General features: G+C 69.7%; 16 protein-coding genes. 5 read left to right on the forward strand and 11 right to left on the reverse strand.

Features of this window, described 5'->3' with window-relative positions; genetic code table 11:
* Positions 1-75: 75 nt before the first annotated feature.
* Together ACFWX1_RS32585 and ACFWX1_RS32590 are read right to left on the reverse strand one after the other, a co-directional pair.
* Entirely contained in the window at positions 76-732 is a 657-nt protein-coding gene (locus ACFWX1_RS32585) for a TrkA family potassium uptake protein (protein WP_345387459.1), read from the reverse strand.
* Positions 732-1,400: a potassium channel family protein gene (locus tag ACFWX1_RS32590; protein ID WP_378214041.1), complete on the reverse strand. Its 669-nt coding sequence runs from the start codon at positions 1,398-1,400 to the stop codon at positions 732-734. The genes ACFWX1_RS32585 and ACFWX1_RS32590 overlap by 1 nt, the downstream gene beginning before the upstream one ends.
* Positions 1,401-1,653: 253 nt before the next feature.
* Here ACFWX1_RS32590 and ACFWX1_RS32595 point away from each other — a divergent pair, with 253 nt between their 5' ends.
* The 3 genes from ACFWX1_RS32595 to ACFWX1_RS32605 all read left to right on the forward strand — a co-directional run bounded on the left by ACFWX1_RS32595 (position 1,654) and on the right by ACFWX1_RS32605 (position 5,596).
* A complete protein-coding gene (locus ACFWX1_RS32595) occupies positions 1,654-3,717 on the forward strand; it encodes an APC family permease (RefSeq protein WP_378393594.1) in 2,064 nt (687 codons plus the stop codon).
* A gap of 79 nt (positions 3,718-3,796) precedes the next feature.
* A complete protein-coding gene (locus ACFWX1_RS32600; RefSeq protein ID WP_378393607.1) occupies positions 3,797-4,984 on the forward strand; it encodes a class I SAM-dependent RNA methyltransferase in 1,188 nt (395 codons plus the stop codon).
* A gap of 48 nt (positions 4,985-5,032) precedes the next feature.
* The gene (locus ACFWX1_RS32605; protein ID WP_378393595.1) at positions 5,033-5,596 is read left to right on the forward strand and encodes a TIGR03086 family metal-binding protein; all 564 of its coding nucleotides are present in this window, start codon (positions 5,033-5,035) and stop codon (positions 5,594-5,596) included.
* A gap of 16 nt (positions 5,597-5,612) precedes the next feature.
* On the opposite strand, the gene ACFWX1_RS32610 is transcribed toward ACFWX1_RS32605, so the two are convergent.
* From ACFWX1_RS32610 to ACFWX1_RS32645, 8 genes are all read right to left on the reverse strand, one after another.
* Positions 5,613-6,542 (reverse strand): hypothetical protein, encoded by a 930-nt coding sequence (locus ACFWX1_RS32610; RefSeq protein ID WP_378393596.1) that lies wholly within the window; start codon positions 6,540-6,542, stop codon positions 5,613-5,615.
* Between the two features lie 77 nt (positions 6,543-6,619).
* Positions 6,620-8,311 (reverse strand): ABC transporter family substrate-binding protein, encoded by a 1,692-nt coding sequence (locus ACFWX1_RS32615; RefSeq protein ID WP_378393597.1) that lies wholly within the window; start codon positions 8,309-8,311, stop codon positions 6,620-6,622.
* Between the two features lie 42 nt (positions 8,312-8,353).
* Positions 8,354-10,471, reverse strand: coding sequence for a dipeptide ABC transporter ATP-binding protein (locus ACFWX1_RS32620; RefSeq protein ID WP_378393598.1), 2,118 nt, complete (start codon positions 10,469-10,471; stop codon positions 8,354-8,356).
* On the reverse strand, positions 10,468-11,427 hold the full coding sequence (locus ACFWX1_RS32625) for an ABC transporter permease (RefSeq protein WP_378393599.1): 960 nt from the start codon (positions 11,425-11,427) through the stop codon (positions 10,468-10,470). Before ACFWX1_RS32625 ends, ACFWX1_RS32620 begins: the two co-directional genes overlap by 4 nt.
* On the reverse strand, positions 11,424-12,404 hold the full coding sequence (locus tag ACFWX1_RS32630; protein ID WP_378393600.1) for an ABC transporter permease: 981 nt from the start codon (positions 12,402-12,404) through the stop codon (positions 11,424-11,426). Before ACFWX1_RS32630 ends, ACFWX1_RS32625 begins: the two co-directional genes overlap by 4 nt.
* Before the next feature lie 499 nt (positions 12,405-12,903).
* Positions 12,904-14,460 carry a GMC family oxidoreductase gene (locus tag ACFWX1_RS32635; RefSeq protein WP_378393601.1) on the reverse strand — a complete coding sequence of 519 codons (1,557 nt, stop codon included), beginning with the start codon at positions 14,458-14,460 and terminating at the stop codon, positions 12,904-12,906.
* Positions 14,457-15,998 (reverse strand): APC family permease, encoded by a 1,542-nt coding sequence (locus ACFWX1_RS32640; RefSeq protein WP_378393602.1) that lies wholly within the window; start codon positions 15,996-15,998, stop codon positions 14,457-14,459. The genes ACFWX1_RS32635 and ACFWX1_RS32640 overlap by 4 nt, the downstream gene beginning before the upstream one ends.
* A gap of 45 nt (positions 15,999-16,043) precedes the next feature.
* Complete coding sequence (locus ACFWX1_RS32645) at positions 16,044-17,513, reverse strand: aldehyde dehydrogenase family protein (RefSeq protein ID WP_378393603.1); 1,470 nt, start codon at positions 17,511-17,513, stop codon at positions 16,044-16,046.
* 215 nt (positions 17,514-17,728) lie between these two features.
* Between ACFWX1_RS32645 and dxs the strand changes: the two genes are divergently transcribed.
* Positions 17,729-19,657: a 1-deoxy-D-xylulose-5-phosphate synthase gene (dxs, locus tag ACFWX1_RS32650; RefSeq protein WP_378393608.1), complete on the forward strand. Its 1,929-nt coding sequence runs from the start codon at positions 17,729-17,731 to the stop codon at positions 19,655-19,657.
* A 93-nt stretch (positions 19,658-19,750) separates the two neighbouring features.
* Here the strand turns inward: dxs and ACFWX1_RS32655 are convergent, their stop codons facing one another.
* Positions 19,751-21,268, reverse strand: coding sequence for an alpha/beta fold hydrolase (locus tag ACFWX1_RS32655; RefSeq protein WP_378393604.1), 1,518 nt, complete (start codon positions 21,266-21,268; stop codon positions 19,751-19,753).
* Positions 21,269-21,281: 13 nt separating this feature from the next.
* Here ACFWX1_RS32655 and ACFWX1_RS32660 point away from each other — a divergent pair, with 13 nt between their 5' ends.
* The gene (locus tag ACFWX1_RS32660; protein ID WP_378393605.1) at positions 21,282-21,422 is read left to right on the forward strand and encodes a hypothetical protein; all 141 of its coding nucleotides are present in this window, start codon (positions 21,282-21,284) and stop codon (positions 21,420-21,422) included.
* Positions 21,423-21,528: the final 106 nt, after the last annotated feature.

Consider the following 21,528-nt stretch of genomic DNA (forward strand, 5'->3'; position numbering starts at 1 on the left):
GCTTTCTTTCTCCTCCACGGCGCCCTCGTGGGCGATGTCCCTCCCTCAGGAGGTGACAACCCCCCCCTTCAGCTCTCAGTAGCCGAGGGCGGAACGGATCTCGGGCTCGACGTCGGAGGTCGCGACGAACAGCAGCTCGTCGCCCGGCTCCAGGGGGTCTTCCGGCTGCGGGACGATGACGCGGTCGCCGCGCAGGATCGTCACCAGCGCCGCGTCGCGCGGCAGCGAGATCTCGCTGACCGCCTTGCCCGCCAGCGGCGTCTCCTCGGGCAGCGTCAGCTCGACCAGGTTCGCCTGGCTCTGCCGGAACGTCATGAGCCGCACCAGATCGCCCACGCTGACGGCCTCCTCGACCATCGCGGCGAGCATCCGCGGGGTCGACACCGCGACGTCCACGCCCCACGCGTCGGTGAAGAGCCATTCGTTGGCCGGGTTGTTCACCCGCGCGACGACGCGGCGCACCGCGAACTCGGTCTTCGCCAGCAACGAGACCACCAGGTTCGCCTTGTCGTCACCGGTCGCGGCGATCACGACGTCGCACTGCTCGATCCCGGACTCCTCCAGGATCGACACCTCGCACGCGTCGCCGAGCACCCAGTCGGCCTGCTCGACGGTGTGCGGCTCGAACTGGTCGGCCTGCCGTTCGATCAGCATGACCTGGTGCCGCGCGTCGATGAGCTCCGCGGCGATCGAGCGGCCCACCGCCCCCGCGCCGGCAATCGCGACCCGCATCAGTTCTCCTCGTCTTCCGGTGCGCGGGCGGCCACGCTGGTGACGTCGCCGACCGTGCCCGAGCGCGCCGCGACGTACACCAGGTCGTCGGCCTGCACCACGGTCTTCGCGTCGGGCAGCACACCGGTGCCGAACCGCATGATGAACGCGACACGCGCGCCGGTGGCCTCCTGCAGCGACCGCACCGAATGCCCGACCCAGCCCTCGTGCAACGGCAGCGGCAGCAGCGCCATGTTGCCGGACGGGTCCCGCCACGCCGACGCGACGCCGTCGGGCAGCAGGGTGCGCAGGAAACGGTCGGTCGTCCACGGCACGGTCGCCACGGTCGGGATGCCCAGCCGCTCGTAGACCGCCGCCCGCTTGTGGTCGTAGATCCGCGCGACCACGTGCTCGATGCCGAAGTTCTCGCGCGCGACCCGCGCCGAGATGATGTTCGAGTTGTCCCCGCTGGAGACGGCGGCGAACGCGCCCGCCCGCTCGATGCCCGCCTCGATCAGCACCTGCCGGTCGAAGCCGACCCCGACCACCTGCTGGCCGTGGAAGTCGCTGCTCAGCCTGCGGAAAGCCTGCTGGTTCTTGTCGATGACGGCCACCTCGTGGCCGAGACGCTCCAGCGCCGCGGCCAGGGACGCGCCGACCCGGCCGCACCCCATGATCACCACGTGCACGCTTGTTGCCCTCCTGCTCGCCGCGGGTCACCCCGGGGTGGGTACCCCCGGCATACCAGCGCCGAACCTACCTTGTGCACCGCCCGTCAGCTCCACCGTCCTCCCCACCGCCACCCTCGACGGAGACGCCGCGCGCCGCTCGTCAGCTCCACCGCCACCCTCAACGGAGGAGCTTCGCTCCGCCGTTACCTCCGCCTTCCTCCCCACCACCACCCTCAACGGAGACGCTGCGCGCCGCCGTTACTCTTCTGTGGTGTCGAAGTTCCCGACCGTGCTGAAACGGCTGGTCCTCGGGCGTCCGTTCCGCAGCGACCGGCTGTCCCACACGCTGCTGCCCAAGCGCATCGCGCTGCCCATCTTCGCCTCCGACGCGCTGTCGAGCGTGGCGTACGCGCCGGAAGAGATCTTCCTGACGCTGAGCGTCGCCGGGCTGTCCGGGTACGCGTTCGCGCCGTGGATCGGCGTGGCCGTCGCGCTGGTCATGCTGGTCGTGGTCGCGTCCTACCGGCAGAACGTGCACGCCTATCCCAGCGGCGGTGGCGACTACGAGGTCGCCGGGACCAACCTCGGCGGCAAGTTCGGCCTTACCGTGGCCAGCGCACTGCTGGTGGACTACGTGCTCACGGTCGCGGTGTCGACGTCGTCCGGCGTCGCCAACATCGGGTCCGCGCTGCCATGGGTCGCCGAGCACAAGGTGCTCACCGCGGTCGTGATCGTGTGCGTGCTGACGGCACTGAATCTGCGCGGAGTGCGCGAATCGGGCAAAGCGTTCGCCATTCCCACCTACGGGTTCATCATCGGCATTCTCGGCATGGTGCTGTGGGGCCTGTTCGAGGTGGCCCGCGGCACCGAGATGAAGGCCGCCAGCGCCGGATTCGAGCTGCACGCCGAGCATTCGCTGGCCGGATTCGCGTTCGCCTTCCTGATCCTGCGGGCCTTCTCCTCCGGCGCGGCGGCGCTGACCGGCGTCGAGGCGATCAGCAACGGCGTCCCGGCCTTCCGCAAGCCGAAGTCGAAGAACGCGGCGACGACACTGCTGCTGATGGGCGTGCTGGCGGTGACGATGCTGGTCGGCATCATCACCCTCGCGATCGTCACCGGCGTCAAGTTCGCGGAGAACCCGGCGACCCAGCTGAGCGGCACCCCGGCGGGGTACCAGCAGAAGACCATCGTCGCGCAGATCGCCGAGGCGGTGTTCCAGCACTTCCCGCCGGCCTTCTACTACGTGTCCTTCTCCACCGGGATCATCCTGCTGCTGGCCGCGAACACCGCGTTCAACGGCTTCCCGGTGCTCGGCTCGATCCTCGCCCAGGACCGCTATCTGCCGCGTCAGCTGCACACCCGCGGCGACCGGCTGGCCTTCTCCAACGGCATCCTGTTCCTCGCCGCCTTCGCGCTGGTGCTGATCTTCGCCTTCGACGCCGAGGTCTCGAAGCTCATCCAGCTCTACATCGTGGGCGTGTTCGTGTCGTTCACGATCAGCCAGGCGGGCATGATCCGGCACTGGAACCGCTTGCTGGCCAAGGAGAACGACCCGGCCGCGCGGCGTCGGATGCGGCGCTCGCAGACGGTCAACGCGGTCGGCCTGACCTGCACCGGCACCGTGCTGGTCATCGTGCTGATCACCAAGTTCCTGCTCGGCGCGTGGATCGCGATCGCCGCGATGGTGGCGATCTACGTGCTGATGACGGCGATCCGGAAGCACTACGACCGGGTCGCCGAGGAGCTCAAGGAGGACCCGGAGACCAAGCCGGTGCTGCCCTCGCGCAACCACGCCATCGTGCTGGTGTCGAAGCTGCACCGGCCGACGCTGCGCGCGCTGTCCTACGCGAAGGCGATGCGCCCGGACGTGCTGGAGGCCGTCACGGTCAACGTCGACGACGCGGAGACGCGGCGGCTCACCGCGGAGTGGGACGCGCACAACTTCAAGGTGCCGCTCAAGGTCGTCGAATCGCCGTACCGGGAGATCACGAAACCGGTGCTGGACTACGTGAAGCGCGTACGCGGCGCCAATCCCCGCGACGTCGTCACCGTGTTCATTCCCGAGTACGTCGTGGGCCGCTGGTGGGAACAGCTGCTGCACAACCAGAGCGCGTTGCGGCTCAAGGGCAGGCTGCTGTTCGAGAAGGGCGTGATGGTCACCAGCGTGCCCTGGCAGCTGGCCTCCTCGGTCAAGGCCGTCGCCCGCGACCGCCGGGCCCGGCCCGCGGCGGGTGACGTCCGGCGCGGGTTCTCGCCCACCGGCAAGCGTCCGGACGCCGTCGCGCCCGCCAAGCAGGCGGAACGCGCCGCGGCGAGCCGGGAGAAATCGGAATGAGCGACGCTTGCGAGCGAATCATTGATGTCATGCGCCAAAAAGGATTGAGCACTGTCTCGCGGAGCGAGGCGATCGCGTGATCGGCAGCTGGTACGGCCGCACGCTGGAACTCGAAGTAGGTCCGGTGGCGCATGGTGGGCACTGTGTGTCCCGTGTGGACGGACGGGTGGTGTTCGTCCGGCACGCGCTGCCGGGTGAGCGGGTACGCGCCGAGGTCACCGAGGACAAGGGCGGTGCGTTCTGCCGTGCCGACGCCGTGGAGGTGCTGGAGGCCTCCGCGCGGCGCGTCGAGCCGCCGTGCCCGCTGGCCGCGCCGGGTGGCTGCGGTGGTTGCGACTGGCAGCACGCGGACCCGGCGTACCAGCGAGAGCTCAAGGCCGCGGTGGTGGCCGAGCAGTTGCGGCGCGTCGCCGGGATCGAGCGGGACGTCGTGGTGGAGGCGCTCGACGGTGGCTCGCTCGGCTGGCGCAGCCGTGTCCGGCTGATCGCCGACCGGGACGGCCGCGCCGGGTTGCGCGCGCATCACAGCCATCGCGTCGTGGCGCTCGACGACTGCCCGATCGCGGTGCCCGGCGAACTGGACGACGTCCTCGCGCGGCGCTGGCGGCCCGGCAGCGAACTGGAAGTGACCACCGACGCGGAGGACCGCACCCACGTGCGCGAGCTTTCCACCGTGCGCGGGAAGGTCCGGGCGCGGCAGCTCACCGGCGGCGTCGCGATCCAGCACGCCGCCGGCCGCGAATGGCGGCTCGACGCACACGGTTTCTGGCAGGTGCATCCGGCCGCGGCCGGCACGCTCGCCGCGGTCGTGGGGGAGTGGTCGGAGGCGCCGGCGGGCGGGTCGGCGTGGGATCTCTACGCCGGGGTCGGGCTGTTCGCCTCGGTGCTGGCCGGGCAGGTCGGCTCGGACGGGCGAGTGCTGGCCGTCGAGTCGGGGCGCCGCGCGGTGAGCGACGGCGAACGGAATCTCGCCGATCTGCCGCAGGTCCGCTGGCACGCGGGCCGTGTCGAGCACGTGCTGGCCGACGCGCCGAAGCCGGTCGACGTCGTCGTGCTGGACCCGCCGCGCAAGGGCGCGGGACGTCCGGTGGTGGACGCGATCGCCGCGGGTTCGCCGGACCGGATCGTCTACGTCTCGTGCGATCCGGCGACGCTGGCGCGCGACATCGCGCTTTTCGCCGCGCACGGGTACGGGCTCACCGCGTTGCGGGCGTTCGACGCGTTCCCGATGACCCACCACGTGGAGTGCGTCGCGCTGCTGCAGTGAGTTCCCGGCTTCCGGAAACTGTCGGGGGCCGGGTGCACACTGCCGGGCATGAATCCTCTCGATGCTTTCGACCGGGCTTCGGCCGCGGTCACCGAACTCGTCTCGGCCGTGCGCGACGACCAGTGGGCGCTGCCGACGGCATGCGCGGAATGGGACGTCCGCGCGCTGGTCAACCATCTCGCGCACGGAAACGCCAAGGTCGCGCACTGGGCGGGGCAGGGCCCGCCCGCCGAACCCGGCGACTACCTCGGGGAGAGACCGGAAGAGGCGTTCGCCGAGTCGGTGCGCCGGGTCCGTGCCGTGCTGGCCACACCGGGCCTGCTCGACCAGGAGGTGGACACCCCGCTCGGGAAGGCCACCGGCACCTTCCTGGTGCACATGCGGGTCAACGAGTACCTGGCCCACGGCTGGGATCTCGCCGACGCCACCGGCCGGTCCACCGACCTGCTGCCGGAGCTGGCCGAACAGGCGCTGAGCCAATGGCAGGAGCGCTTCAGCGCGGCGCCGCGGGGGCCCGGCGCGCCGTTCGGTCCCGAGGTCGAGCCCGCGCCCGGCGCGACGGCCGCGGACCGGCTCGCCGCGTTCCTGGGAAGGAGGCCGGTACGGGCCTGACGGTCTTCCGCGCGTCTCAGGACGGGTCGGAACCCCGCAGGGACGCCCACCAGAAGCCGGCGGCGCCGATCAGCGCGGTCACCACGAGCCAGCCGGGGACGCCGGTGCCGTCCACCAGCGCCCAGAACAGTCCGGCGAACGGGGCGGCCACGAAGACGGGCAGGTCTGCCCGGAACTGCCGGGCCAGGGAGACCGGACGGCCCGCGGCGGCGAGGCGTTCCTCATCCGGCTCGGCGGGGTTGTCGGTTCGCCTGCCGCGCGGTTCGGTGTGCCGCACCGCGCCCGCGGGGTAGAGCGTTTCGCCGCCGATCCGCACCGTGACCCGGCGGTCGCGGGACGGGTCGCCGTACACCTCGGCCTCGGCGGGGGAGGAGAGACCGATCAGGGAGGGGGAGAAGTACACCGGGAGCCACCGCGGCTGCGTGGTGCCCGTTTCCAGCCACGACCGGGTCAGCACCCCGCGCTGGAACTTCACCCGCCGCACGAGAACACGCCGGGGCGCCGGGCCCGCCGGGAGGCGGAACCGGGTCACCAGCACCACGACGTCGACAAGGAGGACGAGGAGCGCGGCGACGACGGCGGCGGTCGCGTAGATCGACGCGCGTTCGGCGGCCACCAGCGGGGAGGCCCCGGGGATGACGGCGCGTTCGGGCCGCGATGGGTCGTAGCCGACGGGAACATGCGCCCCGGCCTTCGGCGGAGTGGCGTCGAGCGGGATCGTGGCGGTCGCGTTTTTCCCGTTCGGTAAGGGGAATTCGACGGTGGCGGTGTCGTCCGCGGTACGCACCACGGTCGCCGTCGCACGGGCGCTCAGCTCCCGCAGGGTGGCGCGGGCGTGCGAGAACTCGAGGTACTGCAAGAGGAAAACGCCCGCACACACCACGAGGACCAGGGCACTGGTCACCGCGATGTGCCGCACCGGGCGCAGGCCGAGCAAGCGTTTCATCGTTCCATCCGGCCTTGTTCGGCGCTGTTTCGGCCGTACGCCGGTGAGAGGAAGCCCCTCACCGGCCGTACCGGGTGTTACTTGACGAAGCCGATCTTCGGGTAGTCGTAGGGCTGGTTCGCGAAACCGGGCGAACCAAAATTCGCCACGGTCTTGCGGACCGCGAACGCCCCGGTCGACTGGAAGATCGGCAGCTGGTGGCCGAGCGCCCAGATCTCCTGGTCGGCCTCGTTGAGGTCCTTCGCCCGCTGGGTGTCGTCCAGTTCCTGCGCGGCCTTGTCGTAGAGCTGGTTGAGCTTGTCGCTCCCGATGTGGCCGTAGTTCTGGCCGATGTTCTTCGGGTCCAGGTAGTAGATGCCCTGGTTACCGGCGATCGGGAACGCGGTGGAGATCCACCGGAAGATCGTCAGGTCGAAGTTCCCGACGTTGACGTACTGCTTGAAGAACTCGCTCGAGGGCACGGCCTGGATGTCGATGCCGACGCCGAGCGGCTTCACCTGCGACTGGATCAGCTGCGCGGCCTGCTGGCTGATCGGAGTGTTGGCGGGGATGACCAGCCGGAGCTTGAGCTCCTTGCCGTCCTTGGCCCGGAGTTCGCCCGCCTGCTTCCAGCCGAGCTTGTCCAGCTCCTGCTTGGCGGCCTCGGTGTTGACCGCGTACGGGCCCGAGTTGTCGGCGTATTGCTTGGTGCCCTTGAGGTATTCGTGGTTGCCGAGCGGCTTGGTGTCCTTCTGCATCTGGCCGAGGATCGCCTTGCTGATCGCCACCGTGTCGACGCCCTTGATGATCGCCAGCCGCAGATCCTTGTCGGCGAGGACCGACGAGGACGCGCCGTTGAAGGTGACGTGCGTGTAGTCCGGGTAGCTGGACTGCCGGACGACCGTGTTCGGGTCGGCCTGCGCGCGCTTGAACGCGTTGATGTCGTTGTTCAGGTTGTAGAAGTCGATCTGCCCGTTGGCGAAGGCGTCGGCCTGCGCGGGCCGCTCGACCTTCTTGTACGTGACGGTGTCCAGCTTCGGCTTCTCACCCCACCAGTTCGGGTCGCGTTCGAAGACCGCGGTCTTCGCGGTCTGGTCGATGCTGCGGACCTTGAACGGGCCCGCGGTGAGCGCCGGGGCCTGCGCCCACGACTTGTTGAACGTGTCCGCGTCGGCGTTGAGTTCCTTGGGATAGAACGGGGAGAACAGGGACTTCCACTCGGCGAACTTCTTCGCGAAGGTGACCTTGACGTCCTGGTCGTCGGTGCCCTTCTCGACCTTGGCGATGTCCTGGTAGCCGGTGGTCTGCGAAACCTGGTACGCCGGGTCCTTCCCGTTGAGCACCTTGGCCTGCGCGGCGAAGTCCTCCCACGAGAGCTGCCTGCCGTTGCTCCACTTGGCCTTCGGGTTGAGCTTGTACTCGATCACCTGCGGGTCGGTGCTGACCACCTTGACCGAGGTGACGTAGTTCGGGTTCTCCGACACCGTGCCGTCGGCGTTCTGCGGGAAGAGATAGGGGAAGAGGGCGCCGAACATGTTTTGCCCGTCCAGCGGCGTGCCGTCGACCTGGTTCTGGTTCCAGTTGTCCGGCAGCTGGTCGATCGGCCACTTGAAGTCGCCGCCGTCCTTGACCTTGTCCAGCGGCGTCTCGTTGATGTCGGCCGTCTTCACGGCCTGGTTGCCGGCGTCGGCCAGTCCGGGTTTGGTGCCGGTGCCCCCGCTGCACGCGGACAGGGCCAGCCCCAGAACGGCGAGTGGCGTGACGAGTGCGGCCATTCTCCGTCGATTCATGCGGTGCCTTCCTTTCGGGTGTGCTGCCAAACGGATGTGTGGCTACACGACTTCACGGGTCTTGGCGTAGTGGCAGGCGACGTCGTGGTCGTCGGCCTTGGCCGCGCGCGGGGGTTCCAGCTCGACGCACCGCTGTTTGTCCTCTTCGGACAGTTGCGCGAACACGAAGCAGCGCGTGCGGAACCGGCAGCCCGAGGGTGGGTCGGCCGGGCTGGGCAGGTCGCCGGTGAGGATGATGCGGGTGCGCTCGCGTTCCTTGACCGGGTCGGGGACCGGGATCGCCGAAAGCAGCGCCTGGGTGTAGGGGTGTTGCGGGGCCTCGAAAACCGTGCGCACGTCGCCGATCTCGACGACCTTGCCGAGGTACATCACCGCGACGCGGTCCGCGATGTGCCGCACCACGGAAAGATCGTGCGCCACGAAGAGGTACGACAGCCCGAGTTTGGCCTTCAGCTCGTCGAGCAGGTTGATCACGCCCGCCTGGATCGAAACGTCCAATGCGGACACCGGCTCGTCGAGCACGATCAGCTTGGGCTCCAGCGCCAGCGCGCGGGCGATGCCGATCCGCTGGCGCTGCCCGCCGGAGAACTCGGCCGGATAGCGATCGGCGTGCTCGGGGCGCAGTCCCACGAGGCCGAGCAGCTCCGGGACCCGCCGGTCGATCGACTCCCGGGAATGACCGTGCACCCGCAGCGGTTCGGCGATGATGTCGCCGACCGGCATCCGCGGGTCCAGCGCGGCCATCGGGTCCTGGAAGACGACCTGCAGATCGCGGCGGATGCTCTTGCGTTCCTTCGCGGTCAGCGTGGCGACGTCCTTGCCGAGCACGGCGACCGTGCCGCCGGACGGCATGGCGAGGTCGAGGATTTCCATCAGCGTGGTGGATTTCCCGCAGCCGGACTCGCCGACCAGCCCCAGCGTCTCGCCCTCGACGATGTCGAAGCTGACCCCGTCGACCGCGCGCACGGTGCCCGCCTTGCGCTTGAACACCGACCCCTTGGTGACCGCGTAGTGCTTCACGAGGTCACGCACGTCGAGCACGGTGTCCCGCTCGGAGCGCGGGATCCGGGCGGCGGGGGCCGGGGCGACGACCTCGGCGCCGTAGACCTCGGCGGCGTCGGCGTGGTGTGCGGAGACCTCGTCGATGCGCAGGCAGGCCGCCCGGTGCGCGGTGTCGACCGCCGCGCCCGGGGAGCCGGGCGTGATGGTGATCAGGGCGGGCTCGGTTTCCCGGCAGGCGTCGGCGGCCAGCGGGCAGCGGGGCTCGAACGGGCACCCGCCGGGCAGGTCCACCAGCGACGGCGGCTGGCCCTCGATGGGCACCAGCGGCTGCTTCTCGTGCGCGTCGACGCGGGGGATGGAACCGAGAAGTCCCAGTGTGTAAGGCATCCGCGGCTCGGCGTAGAGCGTGTCGACCGGGCCCTGTTCGACAGCGCGCCCGGCGTACATCACCATCAGCCGGTCGGCGAACCCGGCGACGACGCCGAGGTCGTGCGTGATGATCACGATGCCGGCGCCGGTCACCTCCTGCGCGGTCTTCAGCACCTCGAGAACCTGCGCCTGCACCGTGACGTCCAGCGCGGTGGTCGGCTCGTCGGCGATGATCAGGTCGGGGTCGTTGGCGATCGCGATGGCGATCACCGCGCGCTGGCGCATCCCGCCGGAGAACTCGTGCGGGAACGCCTTGGCCCGCTGGGCGGCGTTCGGGATGCCGACCAGGTCGAGCAGTTCGACGGCGCGGCGGTTCGCCTGCTCCTTGGTCACCACGCCCTTGCCGTGCACGAGCAGCGCTTCGGCGATCTGGGCACCGACCGGGTACACCGGGGTCAGCGCCGAGAGCGGGTCCTGGAAGACCATCGCGATCTTCTTGCCCCGCAGCTTCGACAGCTCGGTGTCCGACCGGCCGATGATTTCCGTGCCGCGGAACCGGATGGACCCGGAGATCCGTGCCTGCGGGGGAAGCAGGCCCATGACGGCGAGGGAGGACACGGACTTGCCGGAGCCGGATTCGCCGACGATGCCGAGCACCTCGCCCGCGGCGACCTGATAGGACAGTCCGCGCACGGCCTGCACGCGGCCGGATTCCGACGGGAAGGAGACGTCGAGGCCCGACACCTCCAGCACGGGCGCGGCCGTGTCCAGGGGCGGGGTGGGGGTCATGGGGTAGCTCCAGCGGCGGCGATCTCGGAGTCGAGGGGGGACTGGGTGGCGGCGGCGATGCGCTTGCGCTCCCGGCGGCGGGAACGGGCCGACGACGGGTCGAGCGCGTCGCGCAGGCCGTCGCCCGCGAAGTTCACCGCGAGCACGGTGAGCACGAGGAACGCCGCGGGGATGTAGAAGAGCCAGGGGAACGTGCGGACCGCATCCGAGCCGTTCGCGATCAGGGTGCCGAGCGAGACGTCGGGTGCCTGGACGCCGAAACCGAAGAAGGACAGGGAGGTCTCGGTGATGATCGCGACGCCGACGTTGATGGTCGCGTCGATGATCAGCAGCGAGGCCATGTTCGGCACGATGTGCTTGGCGATGATGCGCCCGGCGGGCTGGCCCATGAACCGCGCGGCCTTGACGAACTCGCGCTCGCGCAGGGTCAGCGTCATCCCGCGGACCATGCGCGCGGTGATCATCCACTGGAACAGCGCGATCAGCCCGACCAGGATGAACCAGGTCTTGCCGCGGAACGCGGGCGAGAGGATCGAGATGATCAGGAACGGCGGCAGGATCAGCAGCAGGTCGACGACCCACATCGCGACCCGGTCCACCCAGCCGCCGAGGTAGCCGGCGGCGGCGCCGACGATCGAGGCCACGCCGGTGGAGAACAGCGCGGCCAGCAGGCCGATCGTCAGCGACTTCTGCAGCCCGCGCATGGTCTGCGCGAACATGTCCCCGCCGATCTGGTTGGTGCCGAACCAGTGGGTGCCGTCCGGCGGCATCAGGTTCGCGGCCGGGTCCAGCTGGTCGTACGCCCACGGCGCGTACCAGGTGTAGGTGAACGCGGCCACGTAGAACAACACGATCACGGCGACCGCGGTGACGGCGAGCCGGTTGCGCAGGAAACGCCGCAGCACCAGCTTTCCGCGGCCGGACGCGGTCCCGGGGGCAGGAGACGGTTCGGTCATCGGATCCTCACCCTCGGGTCGAGCAGCGCGTACAGCACGTCGGCGAGCCAGCCCGCGAGCAGCACGCAGACGGCGATGAACAACGTCACCGTGGCCACGATGTTCGTGTCCTGCTTCTGGATCCCGGTGACCAGCCAGTCGCCCATGCCGTACCAGCCGAAGATCTTCTCGGTGAAGATGCCGCCGGTGATCAGCAGGCCGAAGCCGAACGCGAACAACGTCGCCATCGGGATCAGCGCGGTGCGCAGCCCGTGCTTGAACAACGCCTTCCGGCGGGTGAGGCCCTTGGCCTGCGCGGTGCGCAGGAAGTCGGACCCGAGGACGTCGAGCATCGCCGAGCGCTGGTAGCGGCTGTAGTAGGCGACCTGCGTCAGCACGATCGCCAGCGTGGGCACGATGATGTGCTGCAGCCGGTCGAGCAGCACGTCGCCGAAGCCGCCCTCGATGCCGCTGGTCTCGCCCTGGACGATGAAGAACTGGTAGCCGCCGAGGACGTTGTCGTTGACGGACTGGGCACCGGCCTTGAGCACGGTCGCGATGACGAACACCGGGGTCGACAGGACCACGAACGAGAACGTCGTGGCGAGGTAGTCGCTGATCTTGTACTGGCGGATGGCGCTGACCACACCGACCAGCACCCCGATGACGATGCCGATGGTGATGCCGAGGAGGAACAGCCGCAGGCTCACCCCCATCCGGCGGAACAGTTCGTCGGTGATGGCCTGGTCGGTGACCGTGCGGCCGAAATTACCGTGGAGTACGTCGCCGAGCCAGACGAAAAAACGTTCCGGAATCGGCAGGTCGAGGTGTAGTTCCGTGGCTTTCGCGTCGATTGTCGCCTGTGGTGGCGGCGGGTTGCGGAGTTTCAGGTCGTCCAGCGGGCTGAACGCCAGCGAGGCCAGCGAGAACGCCGCGAACGTCGCCACCAGGCATAACGCCAGGTAGTTCACGAAGCGGCGCAGGAGAAAGCCGGTCATATCGTGATCACCCTGCTCGGCTGGACGATCCGGCGAGGAAGGTGCTCGGGATACGCCGGATGGAGCAAGGGCTGGATTGTCGGTGGAGCCACGGGCCGGTGCTGCCTTTCCCCAAGTGCGGTGCGCGCGTTGCGCCGGATCGTAAACCCGCACCGGGGGATTCTGATCCCTTTCCGGAAACCAAAGTGTCACGGATCGGTCTAGGCCGGAAAGGGAATCGCGAATGTACGTCTTATTGTGGACGAGAGGGCGAGCTTTCCCGACTTTCGGCGTGTTGTGCGTTGCCGCGTATTCCGGTACAAGCGCACTTCGCGGGGTATTCGCCCGATCACCGGGAATGGGGAGACATACCGGCCCGCGGTGTCTCGCCGCGCGAACGCGGAACACGGGCGCGCGAACGTGGGACTCGCGGGCGCAGGCGAGTCCCACGTTCAGGACGTCGAGTTCGGCATTCGGGCCCCTGAGTTCGACGTTCAGGGGCCCGAGTTCCCCGCCGGCGTCAGGCGCGGGCGTCCTCTTTGAGCAGATCGGCGCACTTCTCGCCGATCGCCATGGTGGTGATGCAGGGGTTCACCGCGACGAGGAACGGCATCGCGGACCCGTCGGCGACGCGCAGCCCCTCGACGCCGCGCACGCGCAGCCGGGCGTCCAGCACGGCGAGGGGATCGTCGTCGCTGCCCATCTTCGCGGTGCACGAGGGGTGATACACGGTGTTGTGCGTCTTGCGCAGGTAGTCGGCGATCTCGTCGTCGGTCCGGACGTCCTTGCCCGGCGCGAGCTCGATCCCGGCCCATTCGTCCAGCGCGGGTTGTTCGGCGATCTTGCGCGCCAGCTTGATGCCGTAGGTCATGACCCGCATGTCGTGCTCGTCGGTGAAGTAGCGCGGGTCGACCTTCGGCTTGTCGCGGTAGTCCCGCGTGCGCAGCCGCACGGTTCCCAGTGACCGGGACCGCGTGACGTTCGGGGTCAGGCAGAAGCCGTTCTCGGTGGTCGGGTACCCGTACCGCAGCGTGTTCAGGTCGAAGGGCACCGAGCCGTAGTGGAACATCAGGTCCGGCCGGTCCAGCCCGTCGGAGGTGGTGGTGAAGATGCCGATCTCCCACCACTGCGTGGACTCGGCGACCATCGGCTGCAGCGCGTCCCACTGGATCAGGCCCTCGGGGTGATCCTGCAGGTTCTCGCCGACGCCGGGGGAGTCGACCAGCACGTCCACGCCGACCTCGCGCAGATGCGCGGCGGGCCCGATGCCCGAGAGCATCAGCAGCTTCGGCGTGTCGATCGCGCCCGCGGACACGATCACCTCGCGACGTGCCTTCAGCTTGACGCCGTGGATGAGGTCGGGCGCCAGGTACTCGACGCCGGTGCAGCGCTTGCCCTCGAAGGTCAGGTGCTTCGCCCGCACCCCGGTCCGTACTTCGAGGTTGGGCCGCTTGCCCAGGATCGGGTGCAGATAGGACACCGACGCCGAGGACCGCGTGCCGTCCTCGCGCGCGTTGATCTGGAACCAGTTCGCGCCGTGGGTCACGGTCCTGCCGGAGTTGAACTCGGTCCTCGGGATGCCCGCCTGCTCGCACGCCTGGAGCAGCGCGGACCCGCACGGGTCGTTCGGCGGGACCGAGCGGATGGTCACCGGGCCGGAGCGGCCGTGGTGGTCGCCGGGGCCGTCGTTGGTCTCGAGTCGTTGGTACAGCGGGAAAACGTCCTTCGCCGACCAGCCGGGCAGGCCGAGCGACGCCCACTCGTCGAGGTCCTCGGCCGGCGCCCAGAACGCGATGCACGAGTTGTGCGAGGAACAGCCGCCGAGCACCTTCGCCCGCGCGTGCCGCAGGAACGAGTTCCCGGACTCCTGTGGTTCGACCAGGTAGTCCCAGTCGTACCCGGATTCCAGCAACGCCATCCACTTCGTCAGTTCGAGGATCGCCGGATCGTCCACATCGGACGGTCCGGCCTCGAGCAGGCACACCGTGACGTCCGGGTCCTCGGACAGCCGGGCGGCGACCACCGAGCCCGCCGTCCCGCCGCCGACGACGATGTAGTCGAATTCTGCCGCTGTCACTGCGAGGCCTCCTTGTCAGGCGTGGATGTTCCGGCCGCGTGCGCGGCGTGGTCGGCGAGCACGCCGATCTTGTGCCGCTGCACGAACCAGTAGTAGGCGAAGCCACCGCCGCCGAAGACCGCGACGAACAGCACCGAGATCCACTGGAGGTACCAGTGGTACGGCGGGGTGGCGTTGTAGATCTCGTTGCGCGGCCAGGCCAGGTTGATCAGCATCGCGACGCCCCACAGCACGGCGAGGACGTTGACCGGCAGGCCCCACTTCCCGAGCGAGAACCGGCCGGCGGGCGCGTCCTTGCGCGGCCATTCGCCGCGGATGCGCTTGATCAGCAGTGGCACCGTCACCAGCAGGTAGGCGAGGTAGATCAGGATGATCGCCAGGCTGGTGACCGCGGAGAAGATCTGCGAGGAGTTGATGTTGACCAGCAGCAGCACGACCGCGATCAGGCCGATGACGATCGCGGGCAGCACCGGCGTCCCGGTCTTCTTGTTGACCTTCGCGAGCTTCGACCCGCCCGGCAGCGCGTTGTCCCGTGCCATCGCGAACGCGATCCGGATGGCCGCGGTGTGCACCGCCAGCACGCACACGGTGATCGCCACGAAGACGACGAACAGGAAGATCCGGCCGATCGCCGGGCCGAGCGCGTCGGTGAGGACGAACTGCAGGCCGATCGTGCCGAGCTCGGGGGCCTGGATGTTCCCGACCGCCATCAGCGCGAACAGGATGATCAGCCCGCCCAGCAGGAACGACGCGATCAGCGCGCGCAGGATCGCCTTGGGCGCGTTGCGGTGCGGGTCCACGGACTCCTCGCCGAGCGACGCCGCGGTGTCGAAGCCGTACATGACGTACGACGAGGCGATGGCCGCGATGAGGAACGCGCCGAGGTAGCCGCCCGCGTGTCCCGCGCCCGTGTTGTTGGTCTCGGTGACGACCTCGGGGCCGCGCACGAAGTGGAACGCGAGGAACACGATGAGCAGCACGGCGAACAGCAGCTCGATGAACACCCCGGCGCTGTTGATCCGCGCCATCAGCTTGACGCCGAACGCGTTGACCAGGGTGGTGAACACGATCAGCGCGGTGGCGAGCAGGACGCCGTTGGCGGCGTCGCTGGTGCCCGAGCCGTCGCCGATGAACTGGAAGAACGAGGTGATCTGCGGCAGCGTCCGCTGGTAGGCGAGCGCGGTCGCGGAGATCGAGACGATCGACGCGAGCAGCATCATCCAGCCCGCGAGCCACGCCACGTGTTCGCTGCTGAGCTTCTTGGCCCAGTTGTAGACAGACCCTGCGACGGGGTACTGCGCGGCCAGTTCGGCGAAGCTCAGCGCGACCATGAGCTGGCCCGCGAAGACCATCGGCCACGACCACCAGTAGGCCGGGCCGCCCTGGGAGATCCCCAGGTAGGACAGCTGGAACACGCCGGTGAGCACGGAGATGTAGCTGATGCCCGCGGCGAACGTGTGGAAGCTGCCGAGTGTTCTCTTCAGTTGGTTGGTGTAGCCGAATTCCGACAGTTCACGGTCACCGGTGTCGGTGCTCACGCTGCTGGTCCTTTCGGTTGATCACGATCGGACGACGCGGTGTCCTCACCCCGAGAACCACCGCTGCGGCGCGGGCTTCAGGTTCTGGTAGATGTGCTTGGCCTCGACGTACTCGGCGAGCCCGGTCGGGCCCAGCTCGCGGCCGAAGCCGGACTGCTTGTAGCCGCCCCATTCGGCCTGCGGCAGGTAGGGGTGGAAGTCGTTGATCCACACCGTGCCGTGCCGCAGCCGGTTCGCGACGCGCTGCGCGCGGGAGGCGTCCGAGGTGAACACGGCGCCCGCGAGCCCGTAGTGGGTGTCGTTGGCGATGCGGACGGCGTCGTCCTCGTCGGTGAACGTCTCGACCGTGAGCACCGGGCCGAACGACTCGTCGATCACCGCGGTCGTGCCCTGCTTGACCTGGTCGAGGATGGTCGGCAGGTAGTAGAAGCCGCCGGCCAGCGCCTCGTCGTCCGGGCGCTTCCCGCCGGTACGCAGCACGGCGCCTTCGGCGATCGCGGTCGCGACGTAGCGCTCGACCTTCTCCCGGTGCGCCGCCGAGATGAGCGGCCCGGTCTCGGCGTTCTCGTCGAACGGCCCGCCGAGGCGGATCTTCTCCGCGCGGCGCACCAGTTCGTCGACGAAGCGGTCGTGCCACTCTTCCTGCACGATCAGCCGCGCGCCCGCCGAGCACACCTGCCCGGAGTGCAGGAACACCGCGGTGAGGGCGTAGTCGACGGCGGTCTCGAAGTCGGCGTCGGCGAACACGACGTTCGGGTTCTTCCCGCCGAGTTCCAGCGCGACCTTCTTCACCGTCGCCGCGGCGTTCGCGGCGATGATCTTGCCGGTGGCCAGCCCGCCGGTGAAGGACACCAGGTCGACGTCCGGGTGCTCGGACAGCGGCGCGCCCGCCTGCGGCCCGGCGCCGAGCACGAGGTTCGCGACCCCGGCCGGGAGCCCGGCCTCGGTGAGCAGCTTCATCAGCAGGATCGACGTGTGCGGGGTCAGCTCGCTGGGCTTGAGCACGAAGGTGTTGCCCGCCGCGAGCGCGGGGGCGACCTTCCAGATGGTCTGCAGCAGCGGGTAGTTCCACGGCGTGATCAGCCCGCAGACGCCGACCGGCTCGTGCACGATCCGGCTGAACGAGTCCGGCGAGCCGGTGTCGACGACGCGGCCCGCGTCGTTCGCGGCGAGCTTGCCGAAGTACCGCAGGCACGCGGCGATGTCGGCCATGTCGTAGCGGCTTTCGACGATCCGCTTGCCGGTGTCCAGCGACTCCGCGCGCGCGAACGCCTCGGTGTCGCGGTCCAGCAGATCCGCCGCGCGCAGCAGCAGGTCGCCGCGCGAGGCCGCCGGGGTCGACGGCCACGGTCCGTGGTCGAAGGCGTGGCGGGCGGCGGCGATGGCGGCCTCGGTGTCCTCCCTGGTCCCCTCCGCGACCTCGGCGACCAGTGAACCGTCCGCGGGGCACCGGATCTCGCGTCGTCCCCCGTCACGGGCGTCGACCCATTCGCCACCGATGAAAAAATCCGCCATCAAGCCTCTCCTACTTTGGCTCTTCCTTACGCGTCCGAAAGGCGATTATTACGACCACAGCGGGTGACCGCCACCTGGCGCGCGAGAGGTTGTTCACACCATCGGGCGGCGGTTCGTGATCGTCTGACGTGTGGTACGGACCGCAGGCGGAGGCGGCCCCGTGGCGCGCGTCCGTAGACTTGGCCGGAATGTGGCGGGACAGGAGTGTGGGAGTGGTGAGGATGCTGGAGTCCGTGCACGGACCCGCGGACCTGAAGCGGATGAGTGTCGAGGATCTCGACGAGCTCGCCGCCGAGATCAGGGATTTCCTCGTCGACAAGGTGCGGCTCGCGGGCGGCCACCTCGGCCCCAACCTCGGCGTGGTCGAGCTGACACTGGCGCTGCACCGGGTCTTCGACTCCCCGCGCGACGCGATCGTCTGGGACGTCGGCCATCAGTCCTACGTGCACAAGATCGTCACCGGCCGCCACGAAGGTTTCGATCTGCTGCGTCAGCAGGGCGGCGTCACCGGCTACCCGGCGCGTGCGGAGAGTGAGCACGACCTCGTCGAGAACAGTCACGCCTCGACCGCTCTGTCCTATGTGGATGGTCTGGCGAAGGCGTTCGCGCTCGCCGGCGGCGAACCGCGGCACGCGATCGCCGTGGTCGGCGACGGCGCGCTGACCGGCGGCATGTGCTGGGAGGCGCTGAACAACATCGCCGCGCACCGTGAGCGTCCGGTCGTCATCGTCATCAACGACAACGGCCGCTCGTACTCGCCGACCATCGGCGGGCTCGCCGATCACCTCGCGTCGCTGCGGCTGCAGCCCGGATACGAGCGTTTTCTCGACGGTGGCAAGGAAATCCTCAAGAGCACCCCGGTGGTGGGCAAGCCGATCTACGCCGCGCTGCACGCGGCGAAGGCGGGGATCAAGGACGCGCTCAGCCCGCAGGCGATGTTCTCCGACCTCGGCCTGAAGTACCTCGGGCCGGTCGACGGCCACGACCTCGTCGCGCTGGAGAAGGCCTTCCACAGCGCCCAGAGCTTCGGCGGCGCGGTGATCGTCCACGTCGTGACCGAGAAGGGGCACGGCTACGCCCCGGCGGTCAGCGACCAGGCCGACCAGATGCACCAGACCGACCCGATCGACCCGGAGACGGGCCTGCCGCCGGTGAAGGGTCCCAGCTGGACCGGCGTGTTCGGCGACGAGCTGGTGAAGATCGGCGCCGAGCGCCCCGACGTCGTCGCGATCACCGCGGCGATGCTGCGCTCGACCGGGCTGGAGAAGTTCGCCAAGGCCTACCCGGACCGCTGGTACGACGTCGGCATCGCCGAACAGCACGCGGTCACCTCGGCCGCCGGCCTGGCCATGGGCGGCCTGCACCCGGTCGTCGCGGTGTACTCGACGTTCCTCAACCGCGCGTTCGACCAGCTGCTGATGGACGTCGCGCTGCACCGGCAGCCGGTCACCCTCGTCCTCGACCGTGCCGGCATCACCGGCCCGGACGGCCCGAGCCACCACGGCATGTGGGACCTCTCGCTGCTCGGCATGGTGCCCGGGATGCGGGTCGCCGCGCCGCGCGACGCCGGGACGCTGCGCGAGGAACTGCGCGAGGCGATCGCCGTCGACGACGGGCCGACGGCGCTGCGGTACTCCAAGGGCGGCGTGGTCGAGTCGGTGCCCGCCGTCGAGCGGATCGGCACAGTCGACGTGCTGCGCAGGCCGAAGGAAGAGTGCGAGACCGACGTCCTGCTCGTCGCCGTCGGCGCGTTCGCGAAGCTGGCCCTCGCGGCGGCCGAGCGGCTGGCCGATCAGGGCATCGGCGTCACTGTCGTCGACCCGCGCTGGGTGCTGCCGGTGCCCGCGGAGCTGGTCGCGCTGGCCGGGCAGCACAAGCTCGTCGTCACCGTCGAGGACAGCGGGCGCCACGGCGGGTTCGGCTCCGCGCTGGCCGCGCTGCTGCGGGACGCCGAATGCGACGTCCCGCTGCGGGATCTCGCGGTACCGCAGGACTTCCACGAGCTCGGCTCGCGGGACGAGGTGCTGGCCCGCGTCGGCCTGACCGCGCAGGACGTCGCCCGCCGCGTCACCGAATGGGCGTCGGGCCGCCTCGGCGCCCCCGCCACCGCCGAACCCGCCCCCCAGAAAGACGGCCACCGCTGACCGGCCGCCCCCAGCGCGTCACCACATGCCGTTAAGGCCACCTTACGGGCGTCAGACGCCCGTAAGGTGGCCTTGACGGCATGGCGCCGAGGGTCAGTTCTCCCGGCAGGTGGTGTCGGTGCGGGGGAGGCCGCCGTCGCGGAAGTAGGCGTTGACGGTGTTCTCCACGCAGGTGTTCGGGTAGTTGCCGAAAACGGCGTGGATGCGGACGTCCTGCAGCGTCACCAGCCGGGAGGCGGTCATCGCCTTGTGCAGCGCGACGCCCTCGTCGTAGGCGGTGCGGGTGTCGCCGGTGGCCTGCACGATCAGCGCGGGCACGCGGTTGTGCACGTCGGTCGGCGGTTCGGCAGGCGGCGCCCAGGACGCGCAGGCGCTGGGTCCGTTGGCGAAGCCGCCGAACACCGGCTGGGTGGCGCGGTTGCGCTGGACGGTGCGCCAGTACCACTCCGGATCGCGCGGTGCGGCCACGTCACCGCACAGGACGGCGGCCTGCCCGGAGTTCTGCGTCTCCGGCGTCGGCTTGGTGACGAACCGCAGGTCGGACTCCAGCTCCGGGGTGGGCTCGACGGGTTTTCCGGCGGCCGCGTCGGCGAGCCGCCGCACGCTGGTGGCGAGTTCGCCGTTGCGCCGGGGATCGGCCAGCGGGCTGAACGCCAGCATCGGCAGCAGATGCTCGTCGACCTGGTAACCGCCGAGGTGGATGGGTGACTTCGCGGCGCCGCGGATCAGGTCCTCGAACAGCTCTCGTACCTGGGGGCCCGTTTTGCCGAGGTGGTACTCGGCGTCGCGGGCCGCGGTCCACTGTGCCCAGTCGTCCAGCGCGGCCTCGTTCGGTTTGCCCATCGCCTGGAACATGCCCACCCCGTAGCGCTGGGGATCGACCGCGCTGTCCAGCACGATCCGGTCGCTGCGCTGCGGGAACAGCTGCGTGTACACCGCGCCGAGATAGGTGCCGTAGGACCAGCCGAAGTAGCTGATCCTCCGTTCGCCGAGCGCGCCACGCACGACGTCCATGTCCCGGGCGGTGTTGCGGGTGGTGATCTGGCGGATGTCCGGGCCTTCGGTGGCGGCGCACCGCCGGGCCAGGTCGGCTTCGAGCCGGACGGTGCGGTCGAAACCGGTGCGGTCGATCCCGGACGAGCGGAGCATGGTCCCCACCGGCCAGCCGCAGTCGACCGGGGTCGAGCGGCCGATGCCCCGGGGGTCCATGCCGATCAGGTCGTAGCGGGACGCGACGTCGGCGGTCATCGTCTTCCGGACGTCCAGCATCATGCCGAGCCCGGCGCCGCCGGGCCCGCCGGGGTTGGAGAGCATGATGCCGCGCCGATTCTTGGTGTCGGTCGCCTTCAGCCGGGAGATCGCCACGGTGATGGTGCGGCCGCCGGGACGGGAGTAGTCCAGCGGCACCGTGACGTCGGCGCACTGCGCTCCCGCCGCGTCCAGATCCTTGTCACCGCAGGCCTTCCAGGCCAGGCGCTGATGGTAGTAACGGTCCAGGCCGGGCTGCCGGGCCTCGGCGGTGTCGGCCGCGGCGACCCCGGCCCCGGCGATCCCGGTGCCTGCCGCCAGTGCCGCGCCGAGCGCGATCTGCCTCAATCCCTTGACTCGCAAGGATTTCCTCCTTGTGAACGCCGTGGCCTCGGTGGCCATCGGTCGTCACCAGGCTAGGAATCCGGCCGGTGCCCGGCCATGGCGGCAGCACCCGGACCCCGGGTTCAGCGCGCTCGACCCGTCCCGGTGGTGCCTGCTCTACCCGCGTCCGTGAAGGACTCCTTACCGGCGCGCGAACCCGGGGATGTTTGCTTGACGGCCCGTGGCGAGGGGGGAGGGGGGGCCGCGGGGGGGAGGGGGCCGGCGCCGGAGCGCATGTG

The sequence above is a fragment of the Amycolatopsis sp. NPDC059021 genome, from assembly GCF_042739895.1.
Taxonomy (GTDB): Bacteria; Actinomycetota; Actinomycetes; order Mycobacteriales; family Pseudonocardiaceae; genus Amycolatopsis.

Coding starts and splice junctions, on each gene's coding strand:
- ACFWX1_RS32585 (WP_345387459.1), bottom strand. CDS start 732: ATGCGGGTCGCGATTGCCGGCGCGGGGGCGGTGGGCCGCTCGATCGCC.
- ACFWX1_RS32605 (WP_378393595.1), top strand. CDS start 5,033: ATGAATCCTCTCGATGCTTTCGACCGGGCTTCGGCCGCGGTCACCGAA.
- ACFWX1_RS32610 (WP_378393596.1), bottom strand. CDS start 6,542: ATGAAACGCTTGCTCGGCCTGCGCCCGGTGCGGCACATCGCGGTGACC.
- ACFWX1_RS32615 (WP_378393597.1), bottom strand. CDS start 8,311: ATGAATCGACGGAGAATGGCCGCACTCGTCACGCCACTCGCCGTTCTG.
- ACFWX1_RS32620 (WP_378393598.1), bottom strand. CDS start 10,471: ATGACCCCCACCCCGCCCCTGGACACGGCCGCGCCCGTGCTGGAGGTG.
- ACFWX1_RS32625 (WP_378393599.1), bottom strand. CDS start 11,427: ATGACCGAACCGTCTCCTGCCCCCGGGACCGCGTCCGGCCGCGGAAAG.
- ACFWX1_RS32630 (WP_378393600.1), bottom strand. CDS start 12,404: ATGACCGGCTTTCTCCTGCGCCGCTTCGTGAACTACCTGGCGTTATGC.
- ACFWX1_RS32645 (WP_378393603.1), bottom strand. CDS start 17,513: ATGGCGGATTTTTTCATCGGTGGCGAATGGGTCGACGCCCGTGACGGG.